The 15,336-nt window shown below is 57.9% G+C and carries 13 protein-coding genes; 7 read left to right on the top strand and 6 right to left on the bottom strand.

Going from position 1 to position 15,336, the window contains the following annotated elements:
• Positions 1-35: 35 nt before the first annotated feature.
• The 3 genes from ACQZ5M_RS10945 to ACQZ5M_RS10935 all read left to right on the top strand — a co-directional run bounded on the left by ACQZ5M_RS10945 (position 36) and on the right by ACQZ5M_RS10935 (position 2,413).
• Positions 36-563: a sigma-70 family RNA polymerase sigma factor gene (locus tag ACQZ5M_RS10945; protein WP_449079741.1), complete on the top strand. Its 528-nt coding sequence runs from the start codon at positions 36-38 to the stop codon at positions 561-563.
• 333 nt (positions 564-896) lie between these two features.
• Positions 897-1,625 carry a Crp/Fnr family transcriptional regulator gene (locus tag ACQZ5M_RS10940; RefSeq protein ID WP_449079740.1) on the top strand — a complete coding sequence of 243 codons (729 nt, stop codon included), beginning with the start codon at positions 897-899 and terminating at the stop codon, positions 1,623-1,625.
• 206 nt (positions 1,626-1,831) lie between these two features.
• A complete protein-coding gene (locus ACQZ5M_RS10935; RefSeq protein ID WP_296017006.1) occupies positions 1,832-2,413 on the top strand; it encodes a hypothetical protein in 582 nt (193 codons plus the stop codon).
• Positions 2,414-2,455: 42 nt separating this feature from the next.
• Here the strand turns inward: ACQZ5M_RS10935 and ACQZ5M_RS10930 are convergent, their stop codons facing one another.
• Positions 2,456-3,220, bottom strand: coding sequence for a Crp/Fnr family transcriptional regulator (locus ACQZ5M_RS10930; RefSeq protein WP_449079739.1), 765 nt, complete (start codon positions 3,218-3,220; stop codon positions 2,456-2,458).
• 765 nt (positions 3,221-3,985) lie between these two features.
• Between ACQZ5M_RS10930 and iolG the strand changes: the two genes are divergently transcribed.
• From iolG to ACQZ5M_RS10910, 4 genes are all read left to right on the top strand, one after another.
• Complete coding sequence (gene iolG, locus ACQZ5M_RS10925) at positions 3,986-4,978, top strand: inositol 2-dehydrogenase (protein WP_449079738.1); 993 nt, start codon at positions 3,986-3,988, stop codon at positions 4,976-4,978.
• 496 nt (positions 4,979-5,474) lie between these two features.
• Entirely contained in the window at positions 5,475-6,422 is a 948-nt protein-coding gene (locus tag ACQZ5M_RS10920) for a sugar ABC transporter substrate-binding protein (RefSeq protein ID WP_296039862.1), read from the top strand.
• 88 nt (positions 6,423-6,510) lie between these two features.
• Positions 6,511-7,656: an ABC transporter permease gene (locus tag ACQZ5M_RS10915; protein ID WP_449079737.1), complete on the top strand. Its 1,146-nt coding sequence runs from the start codon at positions 6,511-6,513 to the stop codon at positions 7,654-7,656.
• 3 nt (positions 7,657-7,659) lie between these two features.
• Positions 7,660-8,451, top strand: coding sequence for an ATP-binding cassette domain-containing protein (locus ACQZ5M_RS10910; protein ID WP_296017016.1), 792 nt, complete (start codon positions 7,660-7,662; stop codon positions 8,449-8,451).
• Between the two features lie 232 nt (positions 8,452-8,683).
• Here ACQZ5M_RS10910 and ACQZ5M_RS10905 read toward each other — a convergent pair whose 3' ends face one another.
• From ACQZ5M_RS10905 to ACQZ5M_RS10885, 5 genes are read right to left on the bottom strand one after another with little or no spacing between them, the layout of a single operon-like run.
• The gene (locus ACQZ5M_RS10905) at positions 8,684-9,811 is read right to left on the bottom strand and encodes a Gfo/Idh/MocA family protein (protein WP_296039858.1); all 1,128 of its coding nucleotides are present in this window, start codon (positions 9,809-9,811) and stop codon (positions 8,684-8,686) included.
• 40 nt (positions 9,812-9,851) lie between these two features.
• Positions 9,852-10,661, bottom strand: coding sequence for a 5-deoxy-glucuronate isomerase (gene iolB / locus ACQZ5M_RS10900; protein WP_449079736.1), 810 nt, complete (start codon positions 10,659-10,661; stop codon positions 9,852-9,854).
• Positions 10,662-10,677: 16 nt separating this feature from the next.
• Entirely contained in the window at positions 10,678-11,577 is a 900-nt protein-coding gene (gene iolE / locus ACQZ5M_RS10895) for a myo-inosose-2 dehydratase (protein WP_449079735.1), read from the bottom strand.
• A gap of 2 nt (positions 11,578-11,579) precedes the next feature.
• On the bottom strand, positions 11,580-13,403 hold the full coding sequence (gene iolD, locus ACQZ5M_RS10890; RefSeq protein WP_449079734.1) for a 3D-(3,5/4)-trihydroxycyclohexane-1,2-dione acylhydrolase (decyclizing): 1,824 nt from the start codon (positions 13,401-13,403) through the stop codon (positions 11,580-11,582).
• A complete protein-coding gene (locus ACQZ5M_RS10885) occupies positions 13,400-15,325 on the bottom strand; it encodes a bifunctional 5-dehydro-2-deoxygluconokinase/5-dehydro-2-deoxyphosphogluconate aldolase (protein ID WP_449079823.1) in 1,926 nt (641 codons plus the stop codon). The genes iolD and ACQZ5M_RS10885 overlap by 4 nt, the downstream gene beginning before the upstream one ends.
• Positions 15,326-15,336: the final 11 nt, after the last annotated feature.

Here is a 15,336-nt window from a genome sequence, read left to right as displayed (position 1 = left end):
ATCAGGACATTTCCCTTACATCAACGGAGGGGAATATGGACAAGGTAGACGCCAGCGCCACAACCGACGTGGCCATGAGAGAACAACAGCTTGCGGATCTTAGGATGGGCATCGCCAATCTAACCCCCGCGCTATCGGCCTTTGCACGCCGCTTCGTCCGTGCCGAAGAAGAAGTGGACGATCTCGTTCAGGAGACGATCTTGAGAGCCCTTCGCGCCGTCCACCGCTTCACGCCGGGAACGGCGTTGAAGTCATGGCTCTTTACCATCCTGCGAAATACCTTCTGTACGCGCTACAAGGTCGCCCAGCGAGAGCAGGTCGGCTTACCGGCTGGCATCGAAGCCACCATCTCGACCCCTCCCGGTCAAGAGTGGCGGCTACAACATCAACAGGTCATGCGCGCCATTGGCGATCTGGATGTCGATCAGAAAAAGGCTTTGCTTCTGATTGCCGACGGTACGAGCTACGCGGATGCCGCTGACCTGTGCGGTTGCCGCATAGGCACGATAAAGAGCCGTGTCAGTCGCGCCCGAGAAGTATTGCGACGCGATCTGGCGTTTTAGAACCACCGCGGATGCCGCTACCCGCCATAGGGCGTACGTCCTACTCCGCACCACCAGGCCCCGTGCATCAAGACTGACTACTGCTGTGGCGAAACGCGACAGGAGTGTGATCATCCACGCAAGTTGCGCTTCGCCGTCGGCTTCATCAATGGCTCTCGACTCATTCTGGAGAGGCATGAGGCGCGGGGTTTAGGGGGGTCAAACCATGCGGTATTATGCCACCAATGGCGGGCTGACCTTTGTACGATATATGACAGTGCATTGCTCAAAGTTTTCAAGTGTTTAGTTTCCCTCAAACGTCCGCTGGACGATCGAAGGGAATGAAGACTTCAAATGGATACTGATCAGCACGCCGTGCGCAATAAACTATTGAGATCGCTCAGTCCGGCCGATTTCGAGATTCTGCGGCCAGCCATGCGGGTCGTTAAGTTCGACGTTCACGAGGTGATAGAGCGACCCGACGTCACGATAGAACGGGTCATCTTTTTCGAGACAGGTCTAGCCTCCATTATCGGACATCTGTCCAATGGTAAAAGCATCGAGGTCGGGTTGACCGGCAGGGAGGGAATGACCGGCTCAGCCGTCATCCTGGGCAACGCCCGGACCGCGCATCGCACCCTGGTTCAAGTTAGCGGCTACGGAATCGCTCTGCCTTCGGCCGCCGTGGTCGATGCCATGCGTTCGAGCGATACGATCCGTGACATTTTCCTGACGTACATTCACACATTGCTTGTTCAGACTGCATCCACCGTCATCGCCAACGGTTTATCCAGACTGGATAAGAGACTCGCGCGTTGGTTGCTGATGCTTCACGACCGGATCGACGGAGCAACGGTCGCCATGACACATGAATTCCTCGCCGTTGTTCTTGGCGTCCGGCGTCCTGGCGTGACAGTTGCGCTTCACATTCTTGAAGGAAAAGGACTGATACGAGCTTCCAGAGGCCAGATTACGATTATCAATCGGCAGGGTTTGGAAATCGAAGCCGGTGGGTCATATGGTCGAGCAGAGACTGAATACAATCGTCTCATGGCAGAGATACTAGAGAAGCAAGTATCTTAATACCACATTTCTTTCCAAAAGCCCTCTGTACTTGTTTCAATTTGATACAGTCTGTCGATATCACACCAATGTGACCGTTTCTCGCGCCATATATTAGACATTATGCACGTAAGAATATTTCAAATTATAATCCTCTAATATACACTCTAAAATGGCATCTTAGATGCTGATATGGAGTGAGTATCGTGTGTGAGGAGAGAAGAATCATGACAAGACTAAGCAATGTTTTGTTTGTGAGCGCCTGTCTGGCGCTTCCTATGAATGCGCATGCCCTGGATGTCAGTGTGGGAGGAGTAAGCGCCAGCGTCGGCGGTAATGGCAGCGGAGGCTTGAGTGCCGGCGCGTCCATTGGCGGAAGTGGCGGCGTCAATGCTGGAGCAAGCGTTGGAGGCCGATCGGGAGGTGGCCTTGGCGCGGACGTGAATGCCTCGGTTGGTGGCAGCAAAGGCATCAATGCCAACACCAGCGCGACATTGGGAGGAGGTAGTCTGACCAATGTCGACGTCGACGCGTCGGTCGGCGGTAGTCGTGGCCTCAACGTGAATGCCAATGTCAATGTCGGCGGCACGAAAGGCGTTGGTGTGGACGTTGGCGTTGGGACCGGACCAGGTGCCACCAATCCTGGTTCCAACCCTTCATTTCCGAGCAAGGGCGTCATAAGAGCCTATAACGAGATGTCGCGCACCGAGCAGCTACGGCTGGCAAAACGTTGCGTCGACATTATGAATGGTGGCTATGAGGCAGATCTGGTGAAACTCTGCCGCATGATCCGCACCGCTTCCCGTTAATTGAGAGGGTTCGGAGCCGCTTCATAGGAGCGGCTCCCGCCTTCATCCGGTTGAACGCGTTTCGTCGGCGGATGGACGCAAAACTGCTGACGCGCGAAATCTTGCAAAGATCCTGTCTCGCTCCTGTTCCGCCAGCCCGTAAATATCCCCGGCATAGTCTTCGAGTGCGTGGCGGTTACGGATGATGATCTTTGCTCTTTCGGAACGGATAAAGCCCCTTCCTTCGAGGAAATGCAGGGCATCCGTAACGCTCGGTCTTCTCACGGCGAGCATCAGCGACAGAAACTCATGTGTGAGGTGAAGCTGATTGCCGTCGACGCGGTCGTGGCAAACCAGGACCCAGCGGGCCAGCCGCTGGCTCACCGTCTGCGTTGTGTTGGACAGTAGCGTACACTCGATTTGGGTCTTCAACGCATGCGATGCGCATGTCATGAGCTGTTCCAGAATCCGATGCTTGTTGCGCATAGCCTGGACGGCGCCAATATCCAGGACCAGCGCCTGTCCTGAAACCTGCATGATCACGTCGGTGAAGCTGGTTTCCGCATCGACAAGTGCTCCAGAGGGAACGAACCCCTCCCGTCCCACAATTCCGGACTCCGTCACCTTGCCGGATCGCGAGGAGACGAGGACCGACGCAATGCCGCTGCATATAAAGAAGACTTTGTCGATCCGTTGTCCGGCTTTTATGAACGTGTCACCGGCCATCAAATCGGCGATGGTGGAGCGTTTCAGCAATTCGGCCCGAACGTCGTCCGGCAGAAATGCGACCAGCTGGTTCTGTTGTCCAAGCTTTTCCGGATCATCCATCTTTCTGCATCCTCTCTTTGCGCGTTCATTGAGATCAGCGCAGATGTGTCAGCATCGGTGGAACGTTCGAGCGGAGCAAAAGTTCTAAATGCGGCATGAGCCACACATATCAAACCTAGAACCCAACAGGCGGGCGTCTATTGACGTCAGCAGCAAGGGTTGGTCTGTTTGACCATGTGACGAAATCCGGAGCGGAGAAATTTGCACCCCTCCGCCGTGCATGTGTTGGTGAACATGATCGTATGGGTTACGCTTGGCCGCCTCTGTGAGAAGGCTGCTCCTGCCTGCTTCCGCCTGGCTTGACGTGAGCGGAATGATCTTTCTGACCGTGGCGCGCGCGTCGTGCGGTTTCGTCTTGAAGCTTCTGCAATGCAAGGTGTCGACTGGGGTAAACCTTTGTCAGCATGCCATTGCGCAAAACGGCCCAGCCGCGTTCGTGGGGCATCAATACGGTGTCGTTGTTCATTGTGTTTTCCTCCCGCTCGCCGCCTGTAAATGTTTTTCGATGGGGCTTGCGGCCCGCCTAACAATGTTCGATCAACTGGGTTCCAACAATTGTGTCTGCCCGAGGCGGCGAGGGCGCGATATATCTGAAACGGAACAAATATTTCATCGTTCTATATAATGGAATTTCTCTTTGATTTCATTGCCTGTTGAGATAGGGTCTGCTCATCGTCATCAGCGAGAGATCGGGCGGTGACAGGACTGCGGCCTACTCCTGCGGTGGAGCAGGCCCGAGGAGGAATCTAGCGTGGAGCAAATAAGATGATCAGGTTCGGTGTGCTGGGCGCAGGCCGTATTGGTAAAGTGCATGCGGCAACGATTGCCGCCAATCCCAAGGCGAAACTTTCCTATGTTGCGGATGCCTTTCCTGCGGCGGCTGAGCAACTGGCGCAGCAGACGGGCGCTAGGGTTGCTTCTGTTGAGGATATTATCGCCGCCTCGGATGTCGATGCCGTGTTGATCGCAACCCCCACTCCCAGCCATGCCGATCTCATCGAAGCTGCGGCCAAGGCCGGCAAGCACATTCTCTGCGAAAAGCCGGTGTCGCTCTCGGTCGACCGCATCAACCAGTGCCTGGATGTGGTAGAGAAGAACAAGTCGACACTGATGATCGGCTTCAACCGCCGCTTCGACCCGAACTTTGCGACTGTCGAAAAGCGCCTGCGCAATGGCGATGTCGGCGAGATCGAGATCGTGACGATCATTAGCCGCGATCCCAATCCGCCACCGGCAAGCTATGTGAAATCGTCAGGCGGTCTTTTCCGCGACATGATGATTCATGATTTCGATATGGCTCGCTACCTGATGGGAGAAGAGTTCGTGGTCGTCAATGCGCTCGGCTCCGCTCTGGTGGACAAGGCGATTGGCGAAGAGGGTGACGTTGATACCGCAGCCGTGCAGATGCAGACGGCATCGGGGCGGATCGCTGTCATCACCAATTCCCGCCGCGCCACATACGGCTATGACCAGCGCATCGAAGTGCATGGCTCGACCGGCATGCTTTCGGCGCGCAACATCCAGAACTCCAGCGTCGAATTGTGGAATGCCAACGGCATTGCCGGGGATCCGGTGCAGAACTTCTTCATCGAGCGCTACGCCCAAGCCTATGCCAACGAGATCAACACGTTCATCGACGCCGTAGATGCTGGTAACACCTCGCCGCGCCCGAGCGGCTTCGATGGTCTCCAAGCCCAAAAGCTGGCCGATGCCGCCACAGAAAGCTGGCAGACCGGCAGACCAGTTCAGATCGGCTGATCGGTTTTTTCAACGTAAAGCTCACACTTCCGTTGGGAGTGTGAGCGCGCCTGTTGATAGCGGCCAAGGCTCAGTTTGTTGCCGTTCTTCTTGCTCGCAGGACCGCACCAAAAGCTGCGGACCGTAAGATCGGAGCCACCTTGCGTCACGGTCTTCTGCTGCAGCGGCCACGTTCCATCACGCACCATACATTCAACTAGATACGTGGACTTTGAGAAGGGTCATGCACGTTGATCATATCGTGGCGAAGGACCTTGCGTGACGTCAGCAGGGAGAAAGTCATGGCTCTTTGTCTTCTGCCCTACATACAACATCGTCAGAATTTTTATTCTAAAAAATATTATGATGGAATTATCGCTTGATTTTCGTCGGGGCTGCGCTAGGCTCGACCCCGTTCACCCAAGCGTAAGAGGAGTTGCGTTTGGGTTGTGAGGGCGCCATCGCCTGAACATTTCACGCTCCACGACGTGGAGATGTTTTTCATCGGGAGGAAGACATGAAATTCGGATTCAAAGCTCTCTTGGCGGGGGCTGCGCTTCTTGGTGCGGCTGCCGGATTCGCATCGGGTGCTGTTGCGGCGGATGTGAAGCTCGTTGCGGTGACACACGGTCAGGCAAATGATCCTTTCTGGTCCGTCGTCAAGAATGGTGTGACCGCTGCAGCCAAAGACATGAACATCACGGTCGATTACCGCGCGCCTGAAACCTTCGACATGGTGGCCATGAGCCAGTTGATCGACGCGGCGGTCAACCAGAAGCCGGCCGGCCTCATCGTCTCCATTCCAGACGCCTCTGCTCTCGCTCCGGCAATCAAGAAAGCCGTCGCCGCTGGCATTCCGGTAATTTCCATCAATTCGGGCTCGGATGTGTCCAAGGAGCTCGGTGCGCTTCTCCATGTCGGTCAGGATGAGTATTCGGCCGGTAAGGCCGCAGGCGAGAAGCTGAAGCAACTCGGCGGAAAAAAGGGTATCTGCGTCAACCAGGAAGTTGGCAACGTCTCGCTTGACCTTCGTTGCAAGGGCTTTGCGGATGGCTTTGGTGGCTCCAGCACCGTTGTTCCCGTCAGCAACGACCCCACCGAAATTCGCGCCAAGGTGAAGGCATCTCTGAGTTCTGACAGTGCGATCGACACGATCATGGCGCTTGGAGCAGGCACTGCGGGTGAGCCGTCGGTCGCCGCCGTCAACGATGTCGGTAAAACCGGCAAGATCCACGTCGCGACCTTCGACCTTTCGGCGGACTTCCTCAAGGCCGTCTCTGAAGGCAAGGCCGATTTCGCGATCGACCAGCAGCAATTCCTGCAGGGCTATCTGCCGGTCGTCTTCCTCGCCAACTACGCTAAGTACGGCCTGATCCCCGGTGGCAACGTTCCCTCCGGTCCAAACCTCATTACCAAGGACAAGGCAGCGCAGGTCGTCGAACTGTCTGCAAAGGGCATCCGCTAAGCGGAAATCTCTGACCTCTTTTCATATCCTCCCCGAGAGATCGGGGAGGCCGAAAGCGGGCAAGTCATGAGATGGACGGGGAGGAACAATGGCCAGTCTCGAACAGAACAATCCGGCAGGCGCGAAGCCTCCGGTCCCTGCTGCGGCGTCAGCAGATGAACGTTTGCGCAAGGTAGGCGTCATCACTCAAATCATGCGGCGCCCTGAGCTCGGTGCCGTTGCCGGTCTGATCCTGGTCATGGTCTTCTTCTTCATGACCGCCGACCGGTCGATGTTCACGCTTGCCGGAGCAATGACAATCCTTGCACCGGCGTCGCAGCTTGGCATTCTCGCGATTGCCGCAGCACTCTTGATGATTGGCGGCGAGTTCGATCTCTCCATCGGCTCCATGGTCGCCTTCGCCGGTCTTATCTTCGGCGTTCTTGTGACGAATTATGACCAGCCGCTCTCCATCGCCATTCTGCTGACATTCCTCTTTTCTGGCATTGTTGGCGCCATAAACGGCCAGATCGTCATCCGCACGCGGTTGCCATCCTTCATCGTCACGCTCGCCTTCCTCTTCATTCTGCGCGGGCTCACGCTCGTCGGCCTCAAATGGGCAACCGGCGGTTCGACGCAGCTGCGTGGGATCAGCTCTGCGGTGGAGGGGAGCCCGCTTCTCAAGATCTTTTCGGGTCAGGCTTTCGAAGGACTGTTTCTCTGGCTAGGCCAGAAAGGCATCATCGAGACATTCGACAACGGCCTTCCAAAGGTCACGGGTGTGCCCGTATCGGTGATTTGGTTCGTTGCGATTGCTATAGTCGCGACTTGGGTATTGCTGCGGACCAGAACCGGAAACTGGATTTTTGCCGCTGGTGGTGATCCGAATGCTGCCCGCAATTCGGGTGTTCCGGTCAATCGCGTCAAGACCAGCCTCTTCGCTCTGACGGCCTGTGCAGCCGCACTTGTTGCCATTATCACTGTTCTGGATGCAGGCTCCACGGATGCGCGACGCGGCTTTCAGAAGGAGTTCGAAGCGATCATCGCTGCGGTCATCGGCGGCTGTTTGTTGACCGGCGGTTATGGCTCAGCCATCGGCGCCTTCTTCGGCGCGGTCATCTTCGGCATGGTTTCCATCGGTCTCACCTATACCCAGTTCGATTCGGATTGGTTTCAGGTGTTCCTTGGCTCGATGCTGCTGCTGGCCGTCCTCTTCAACAATTTCATTCGTCGGCGTGTGACAGGGGAGCGTTGAACCATGATAGAGTCCCTACAAACCCCGATCATCGACGTTCGCAACATCGTCAAGCATTACGGTTCCATAATTGCACTCAACGGCGTCTCGATGACCGTATCGGCTGGCGAAGTCCTTTGTCTTCTGGGCGACAATGGTGCCGGTAAATCCACCCTGATCAAGATGCTTTCCGGTGCGGTTCGCCCGACCAGCGGCGAATTCCTGGTCGAAGGCCGACCAGTGGATTTCACGGCACCACGCGATGCGCTTGATGCCGGCATTGCCACCGTCTTCCAGGATCTTGCCATGATCCCGCTGATGTCGGTCACGCGCAACTTCTTCATGGGGCGAGAACCGGTGCGCGGCGTCTGGCCGTTCCGTTACATCGATATGAAGCATTGCAACGAGGTCACGCGCGATGAGATGCGCAAGATCGGTATCGACATCCGTGATCCGAACCAGGCGGTCGGAACGCTTTCTGGCGGCGAGCGGCAATGCGTGGCGATTGCCCGCGCGGTTTATTTCGGCGCAAAGGTGCTGATCCTCGACGAGCCGACGTCGGCGCTTGGTGTCGCGCAGACCTCGATGGTGCTGAAATACATCAATCAGGTCCAGCAAAAGGGCTTGGCCGTCATCTTCATCACGCACAATGTCAGACATGCTTATGCGGTGGGGAGCCGGTTCACCGTTCTCAACCGCGGACAGACGCTCGGCACATTCGGAAAGTCGGAGATTTCGATGGAGGAAGTCCAAAATTTGATGGCTGGCGGGAAGGAATTGCAGACACTTTCCGCCGATCTCAACGGCACGATCTGAGGCGTTCGGCGACTCATCCAGCGTAGGCTTCAGCTGCAAGATAGACGATGGCCCGACAACCTTATCTGTCTTGCAGCCGCATATACGACGCGCTGATCTGTGAGTTCGCACGAACACGGTCTCTGTCGCTGCTAACGCTTGCCGATGCCAGCACAGATCCAGCCCAAGTTCTAAAAGAAACGCCCGCTTCGAGAAGGAGCGGGCGTTTGCTATTGGGGAGGAGGTTCGGTTTTCAGGCGCCGATTTCGCTCGTTTCGATCCAGCGCTTGTCTTTGAAGGACTGCGCCATGGCATGCACACTTCGCTCGATGCCGACGCCCTGCTCGAAGGTGATGATATTCGCCTCCTGGCCATCCGTCGCTGCTATCAGCTCCCGGCATTCTATGACTTTCAGGTCGTTGAAGCCCAGACCGTGACCGGGTGCTGGAATGAAGCGGTCATAGGGGCGGTGGTGCGGCGCAGTCAGGATCGTGCGGAAACCCTGCTCTTCAGCCCGGCCATCGATGGTGTAGAGTTGGAACTCGTTCATCCGTTCCTGATCGTAAAGAATCGAACCCTTCGAGCCGTAAATCTGAACCGCGATCCGTCCCTTGCGCCCCCAGGCGGCGCGATTGGTCATCAAGACACCGGAAATTCCGCTTTCGAGCGTGAAGAGCACGCTCGCCAGATCGTGGTTTTCCACCTCGCGCGCGGTTCCGTCTTTCAACGGCCTAGTTGGGTACGGCTTCTTCATGTCGGCAATGACCCTGCTCACATGACCGAAGAGGTTGAAGATCAAGGACAATGGATGAACGCCGAAATCGTCGAGCGCACCGTAGCCTGAAGAGGCTTCGCTCTTCCAGTAGAAGAGTGCCTGAGGATCGGCCATGAAGTCTTCGTCCATCTCGAGGCGGATGTGGTTGACCTCGCCGATAGTGTCTTCTGCAAGCAGCTTGCGAATGTGGCGGATGACGGGATTTTGAATGTAGTTGTAGCCCAGCACTGCCACGCGGCCGGAACGGCGAGCAGCATCACGCATGTTTAGAGCGTCTTTGAAAGCCGGTGCCATCGGCTTTTCGCACCAGACATGCTTACCCGCTTCGAGTGCTGCGATCGCCATTTCCGGATGAAAAGCGTTGGGCGTCGTCACCGAAATGACGTCGATTTCCGGATCATCGAGGAGATCATGCCAATTGCCGGTGGACTTGGCAAATCCGAACTCTTCTGCCTTTCTTGCGGCAAGTTCGTTGTTCACCTCAGCCAGCGTGACCAGGCGCGGACGAGGCACATCGCCGAAGACACTGGTCACGTTATTCCATGCGAGTGCATGGCACTTGCCCATGTAGCCAGTGCCAATCAGTCCAATGCCTAGGCTCTTCATGATTCCCTCCCAAGAATCGACGGATGAGGATATGCAAGGATCAAGGATTGTCGCGTTTGAAAATCCAGTCGTGATCCGGGTGGTTCTGGAAACGCCATTTGCGCATCGGGCCAGCCATGACGTTGAGATAGTACATCTCATAGCCATAGGGAGAGCCGCAGGGGTGATGCCCCTTCGGTACCAGCACCACATCGCCGCTTGAGACGGCCATGGTCTCGTCCAGCGAGCCATCTTCGGTGAAGACGCGCTGGAAGCCGAAGCCCTGCTCCGGATTGAGGCGGTGGTAGTAGGTCTCCTCCAGATAGGTCATTTCCGGATAGTTGTCCTCGTCGTGCCGGTGCGGCGGATAGGACGACCAGTGACCGGATGGGGTGAAGACTTCTGTCACCAGCAGGCTATCGGCAACGTCGCGATCTTCCATGGCAATCGGGAAGATGTAACGCATGTTGCCGCCCTTGCCGCGCTCAGCCAGAGTAATTCCCGCCGGTCCAATGACTTGCGCTTCACGACCGGGCTTTGCCGGTGCGGTGCACACACCAAGCGTGCAGTCGGTGGTTGCCGTAACGGTCCAGGAAGAGCCCGCCGGGATATAGACGCAATGCGGCGGCTTGCGCTCGAAGACATTCATGCGGTCGCCGAGTTCGCCGAAATGTTTGTCTTCCGACGAGATTTCCGCCTTGCCCTCGACGAGGACGAGAATCACCTCCGTCTCGCCAGTTTGTTCGGTTGCAGTTTCGCCAGGCTTCAGATGGTAGAGCCCGAAGCCGACATAGCCCCAATTGGCGCTTTCCGGCGTGATCTCATGAACTTTGCCGGATGTGCCGGTGGGTTTGCGCAGCAGATCTGCCATGTCTTGACCTTTCTTTTCAGCCTTTGTCCAGGCCGGCTTCGCGGGCGAAGGCGCGCAACGATTTCAGGCCGAGGCTCTGATACTCGAAAGGATTGCGGACATCCGGATCCTGCTCCGCCTCGATTACCAGCCAGCCGCTATAGCCATGCTCTGCGGCAATCTTGAGAACGGGAAGGAAATCGACGCCGCCCTCGCTATCGCCAGGAACGGTGAAGACGCCACGGCGCACGCCTTCGAGGAAGGAGAGGCTTTCGTCGCGAACCTGCTTGGCAATGACCGGACGCACGTTCTTGGCGTGGATATGGCCGACGCGACCCATATGCTTCTTCGCCAGTCGCTCCGGGTTGCCGCCACCAAAAAGGCAATGGCCGGTATCGAGCAGCAGCTTGGCATGCGGGCCAGTGTTCTCCATCAGCCGGTCGATCTCGTCTTCGCTCTCGACGATCGTGCCCATGTGATGGTGATAGACGAGCGCGACGCCCTGATCGGCCGCATGTTTCGCCAGCGCTTCGACGCCTTCGCCAAAGCGCTTCCATTCACTGTCGGCGAGCTTCGGGCGGTCGTTAACCGGCTTTGCATCCTCGCCGTGGATGGCGTTGGAGGTTTCGCACACGATGATGACCTTGGAGCCCATCGCCTTCAGGAGATCGAGGGCGGGCTGCATGGCGGCCATCTCATCTTCGATGGAGTTGGTCAGAAGGTTGAGCGAATGCCAGCCGGAGACGTAGCGCAGCTTGCGGGGCTCCAGCACCGCCTTGAGGGCTTCCGGTTCCTGCGGGAACTTGTGGCCTTTCTCGATGCCGTCGAAGCCGATCTTGGAGGTTTCGTCCAGGCACTGCTCGAGGCCGATATGGGCGCCGAGCGTGCGGTCGTCGTCATTGCTCCAGGCGATGGGGTTTGTACCGTAAAGAATCATGATCAGCGTCTTTCTTTCAGTGCGGATTCATAGGCTGCACGGGCCTGTTTGACTTCATGGCGTTCAGAGACTTCCGGCACGGCGACATCCCACCAGTATCCCCCGGCATCCGGTGTCGGATAGGGATCGGTATCAATGACGATCACGGTCGGAACATCCGCGCTGCGGGCTGCATCGAGTGCTGTTTCGAGCTCGGCGATTGTCGAGACCTTGTGCGCATCCGCGCCCATGCTGGCTGCATGCGCGGTGAAATCGATGGCGATCGGGTTCTTCTGGTTGGTGTGGGCGTAGAGATTGTTGAACTCCGCCCCGCCGGTGCCCATCTGCAGCCGGTTGATGCAGCCATAGCCGCGATTGTCGGTGATGACGACAGTGATCTTCACGCCCATGGCAACGGCAGTGGCAAGCTCCGAATTCATCATCATGTAGGAGCCATCGCCCACCATGACGATCACGTCGCGCTCGGGCTCTGCCATCTTGATGCCGAGGCCACCGGCAATCTCGTAGCCCATGCAGGAGAAGCCATATTCCATGTGGTAGGAAAGCGGCAGCTTCGCCTTCCACAACTGGTGCAGCTCTCCAGGCATGGTGCCTGCGGCACACATGACGACGGTATTGTCGCGCGAAGCGCGCTGTACCGCGCCGATCACCTGCATGTCCGTGGGCAGGCTGTTGGCCTCCTTCGGTGCCGCGGTCACGGCGTCGGCCTTGGCGAACCAGTCCTGTTTCAGGCTGGCATCCGGTTCGGCATAACGATGGCTTCCCAAGGCTTCGGTCAGTTTTTCAAGGCCGACTTTCGCATCGGCCGTCAGGCTGATGGCATCGTGCTTGGCGCTGTCATAAGGCTGCACGTTGAGCGCCAGAAGTTTGCGCGCCGGGTTCTTGAACAGCGCCCAGGAGCCGGTGGTGAAATCCTGAAAACGGGTTCCGACACCGAAGACGAGATCGGCCTTTTCTGCAATCGCATTGGCGCTCGATGCACCCGTCACACCAGCGGGACCGAAATTCATCTCGTGATCCCAGGCCAGCGCGGATTTGCCTGCCTGAGTCTCGATGACGGGTATGGAGTGGCGCTCGGCGAAGCTCTTCAGCGTTTCGGTCGCGCCGGAAAAATGCACGCCGCCGCCTGCGACGATGATCGGGTGCTTCGCGGCTTTGAGGGCTGCGATCGCCTCTTCGAGCTCCGCTTTGTCGGGCTCGGGGCGGCGCTGGCGCCAGACCTTTTTGTCGAAGAAGGTTTCCGGGTAATCATAGGCTTCCGCCTGCACATCCTGGCAGAAAGAGAGTGTTACAGGACCGCAATCGGCGGGGTCAGTCATGGTGCGGAAGGCGCGGGGCAGGGCCGTCAGGAGCTGTTCGGGGCGCATGATCCGGTCGAAATAGCGGCTCACCGGCTTGAAGCAGTCATTGGCCGAGATCGTGCCGTCGTTGAAGTCTTCGATCTGCTGAAGCACCGGATCCGGCCCACGGTTGGCGAAGACATCGCCGGGGATCAGCAGGACGGGCAGGCGGTTGACATGCGCAAGGGCGGCAGCCGTTACCATGTTCAGTGCGCCGGGACCGATGGAGGACGTCACCGCCATCGTCCGGCGGCGGCCAAGTTGCTTGGTGTAGGCAATCGCCGCATGCGCCATGGATTGCTCGTTCTGGCCGCGATAGGTCGGCAGTTCCTCGCGGATGCCGTAAAGCGCCTCGCCCATGCCGGCCACGTTACCGTGGCCGAAGATCGCCCAGACGCCGGCGATGTAAGGCTCGCCATCCTCATTTATCTGGGCTGCCAAATAACGCACCAGCGCCTGTGCTGCCGTCAGTCGTACCGTCTTCACGCTGCCTCTCCCTTTACATGCGCGGCGCGCGCCTTGTCCCAAATCTGGCAAAGCGCATCATAACGGGCTGCCATATCGACAACCGCCTCCTCGTCGCTCACCTTGCCCGCAAGCCAGTTGCGTGCGGCCTCGACAAAAATCGTGCGACCCACGGCAAATCCCTTCACCAGATCGAAACCTGCCGCCAGCCTGAAACTCTCCTCCAACTCGCTCTGCGGTGCCTCCAAGCCGAGAACCACGATACCACGAACGTAAGGGTCATGACGCTTGACCGCATCGGTCGCCTGACGCCAGGCTTCCACGCTCTTCAAAGGCTCAAGCTTCCACCAGTCTGGATAGACGCCAATCTCGTAGAAGCGGTCTATAATGCGGGCCGTCGTGTTATCATCGATCGGCGCCACCTTAGAGGGGATCACCTCCAGCAGAAATTCCAGCCGGTTGCGGCGCGCAGCGGTGAAGAGACGCGAGACTGTCTCTTCCTGTTCGGCGCGCATCGCGGCGTCATCGTCCGGATGATAGAAGCAGAGCACCTTGACCACATGTTCGGCCGGCCATTCGTTCAGTCCGCCGCAATCCGGCCCAAGATCCGGCTCGAGCGTGAGCGGGCGCGAGCCCGGCCATTCGGCGGGACGACCGATCCACAGGCCCGAACCTGCCGCCTGATAAAGCGCGTCGCGGCCAAGCCGTCCGTCGCAGAGAATGCCGTAACCAGCCTCCCCACCGGCAACCTGATGGGCGGCCTTCAGACACAGTTCCTTGAAAGAGCCGATCTTTTTGTCGTCGACGCCGACGTCCCTTGCGATGGCCTCCAGCTGCATGCGGTGGTCGAAGGCAAAGACGCGCATGGTGCTCCAGTCGCCTTTGCGATTGGTGGCCCAATGCACCTGTTCCAGCGCGTCGTCCTTGCGCAGCGCCTTGTTGCGAATGCCCGTGCGGAAGAAATATTGCAGCTCTTCCCAGCTTGGATAGGCCGGCGTGCAGCCATGACGCGACACGGCGAAAGCGCCGCAGGCATTGGCGTATTTGAGTGTCGTTGGCCAGTCTTCGCCGCGCAGCCATCCGCGGAAGAGGCCTGCCATGAAGCCATCGCCGGCGCCCAGCACGTTGAAGACTTCGATGGGGAAGCCTTCGCCGCTTTCGCCATCGTCGAGACTGCCTGGAATGTCGCCTGGAAAGACCACTGCGCCCATCGGTCCGCGCTTGCAGACGAGCGTGGCGTTGGAAACAGCCCGCACAGCGCGCAGCGCTTCCAGAGTATCGGTGGAGCCACCGGCGATGTGAAACTCTTCCTCGGTGCCGACGATGAGGTCGAAGAGGTTGAGGGTGGATTGCAGCTTCTGCGTGACCTTGGCCGATTCTACAAAACGGCTTTCACCGTCACCATGGCCAGCCACACCCCAGAGGTTCGGGCGGTAGTCGATATCGAGCGCCGTCTTAGCGCCGCTTTCTCTCGCCAGGCGTAACGCCTTCAAAACAGCTGCTTCGGTGCGGGGATGGGAAAGATGCGTGCCGGTGGCGCAAACACAGCCCGCTTCGCCAATAAAGGCCGGATCGATGTCGTCTTCGCTTAGCGCCATGTCAGCGCAATTCTCGCGATAAAAGATCAAGGGAAATTGCTGTTGATCGCGGATGCCAAGAATGACGAGCGCCGTCAGACGCTCCTTGTCCGTCTGTACGCCGCGAATATCGACGCCCTCGCGCACAAGCTGTTCGCGAATGAAACGCCCCATATGTTCGTCACCGACGCGGGTGATGACGGCACTCTTCAGACCAAGTCGTGCAGCGCCTGCCGCGATATTGGTGGGCGAGCCACCGATATACTTGTTGAAGGACGACATGTCCTCCAGACGTCCGCCAATCTGCGCGCCGTAAAGATCGACCGACGAGCGGCCAATCGTGATGAGATCGAGTGTCTTCACGATCTGTCTCCTCC

Source organism: Rhizobium sp. 22-785-1 (assembly GCF_053521965.1).
This window is presented reverse-complemented; position numbering and strand designations above follow the sequence as displayed.

Bases quoted from the DNA above. Each gene is read 5' to 3' on its own strand.
- ACQZ5M_RS10935 (WP_296017006.1), top strand. From the start codon at position 1,832: ATGACAAGACTAAGCAATGTTTTGTTTGTGAGCGCCTGTCTGGCGCTT.
- ACQZ5M_RS10930 (WP_449079739.1), bottom strand. From the start codon at position 3,220: ATGGATGATCCGGAAAAGCTTGGACAACAGAACCAGCTGGTCGCATTT.
- iolB (WP_449079736.1), bottom strand. From the start codon at position 10,661: ATGGCAGATCTGCTGCGCAAACCCACCGGCACATCCGGCAAAGTTCAT.
- ACQZ5M_RS10910 (WP_296017016.1), top strand. From the start codon at position 7,660: ATGATAGAGTCCCTACAAACCCCGATCATCGACGTTCGCAACATCGTC.
- iolG (WP_449079738.1), top strand. From the start codon at position 3,986: ATGATCAGGTTCGGTGTGCTGGGCGCAGGCCGTATTGGTAAAGTGCAT.
- ACQZ5M_RS10945 (WP_449079741.1), top strand. From the start codon at position 36: ATGGACAAGGTAGACGCCAGCGCCACAACCGACGTGGCCATGAGAGAA.
- ACQZ5M_RS10920 (WP_296039862.1), top strand. From the start codon at position 5,475: ATGAAATTCGGATTCAAAGCTCTCTTGGCGGGGGCTGCGCTTCTTGGT.
- iolE (WP_449079735.1), bottom strand. From the start codon at position 11,577: ATGATTCTTTACGGTACAAACCCCATCGCCTGGAGCAATGACGACGAC.
- ACQZ5M_RS10915 (WP_449079737.1), top strand. From the start codon at position 6,511: ATGGCCAGTCTCGAACAGAACAATCCGGCAGGCGCGAAGCCTCCGGTC.
- ACQZ5M_RS10905 (WP_296039858.1), bottom strand. From the start codon at position 9,811: ATGAAGAGCCTAGGCATTGGACTGATTGGCACTGGCTACATGGGCAAG.
- ACQZ5M_RS10940 (WP_449079740.1), top strand. From the start codon at position 897: ATGGATACTGATCAGCACGCCGTGCGCAATAAACTATTGAGATCGCTC.